This is a genomic window from Chromohalobacter sp. HP20-39 (assembly GCF_033052815.1).
Lineage (GTDB): Bacteria > Pseudomonadota > Gammaproteobacteria > Pseudomonadales > Halomonadaceae > Chromohalobacter.
This window is the reverse complement of sequence record NZ_JAWHTP010000179.1, coordinates 1-427: the sequence shown is the minus strand read 5'-3', so window position 1 is coordinate 427 and position 427 is coordinate 1. Positions and strand designations below refer to the sequence as shown.

1 protein-coding gene is annotated in these 427 nt (G+C 64.4%); it reads right to left on the bottom strand.

Translation table 11 applies throughout. The features are described 5' to 3' along the window. Nucleotides 1-427 (bottom strand): hypothetical protein (locus RVY79_RS17525; RefSeq protein ID WP_317465767.1); only part of this gene is annotated, 427 nt, incomplete at both ends.

Here is a 427-nt window from a genome sequence, read left to right as displayed (position 1 = left end):
GGCATGCAGCGTGCGGTCGGCCATCCCCCAGATCGCCAGGGCCGGTTTGGATTGGATGGCCTGCCTGGCCACCGCATCCGGCATCTCGAATTGATGCGCTCCTGTAGCAAACCCCTTGGCCCAGCCGATCGCGCCCGCGCATTCGTCAGGCGTGGAGAACGGTGCGCCATAAGCACGCAGCCACGTGTTATTGATGCATGCGTGGTTCTCGAAACCGTTGAGTTTGAGCGTGCTGAGGATGTTGTAGCCAAGCTCCCCCAGCACGGTGTCGAGACGCCCTTCGGACTGCGCACGCGCGACCCACTGAAACCACGGCGACACCTGCGCGTTTGCCGTCAGCCGTTCGAGCAGGCTGGGCTGGCCGAACGGCGCTGGCCCGTTGATGGAGATCACACGGCGAATGCGATCAGGATGGCGCGCCGCCAAC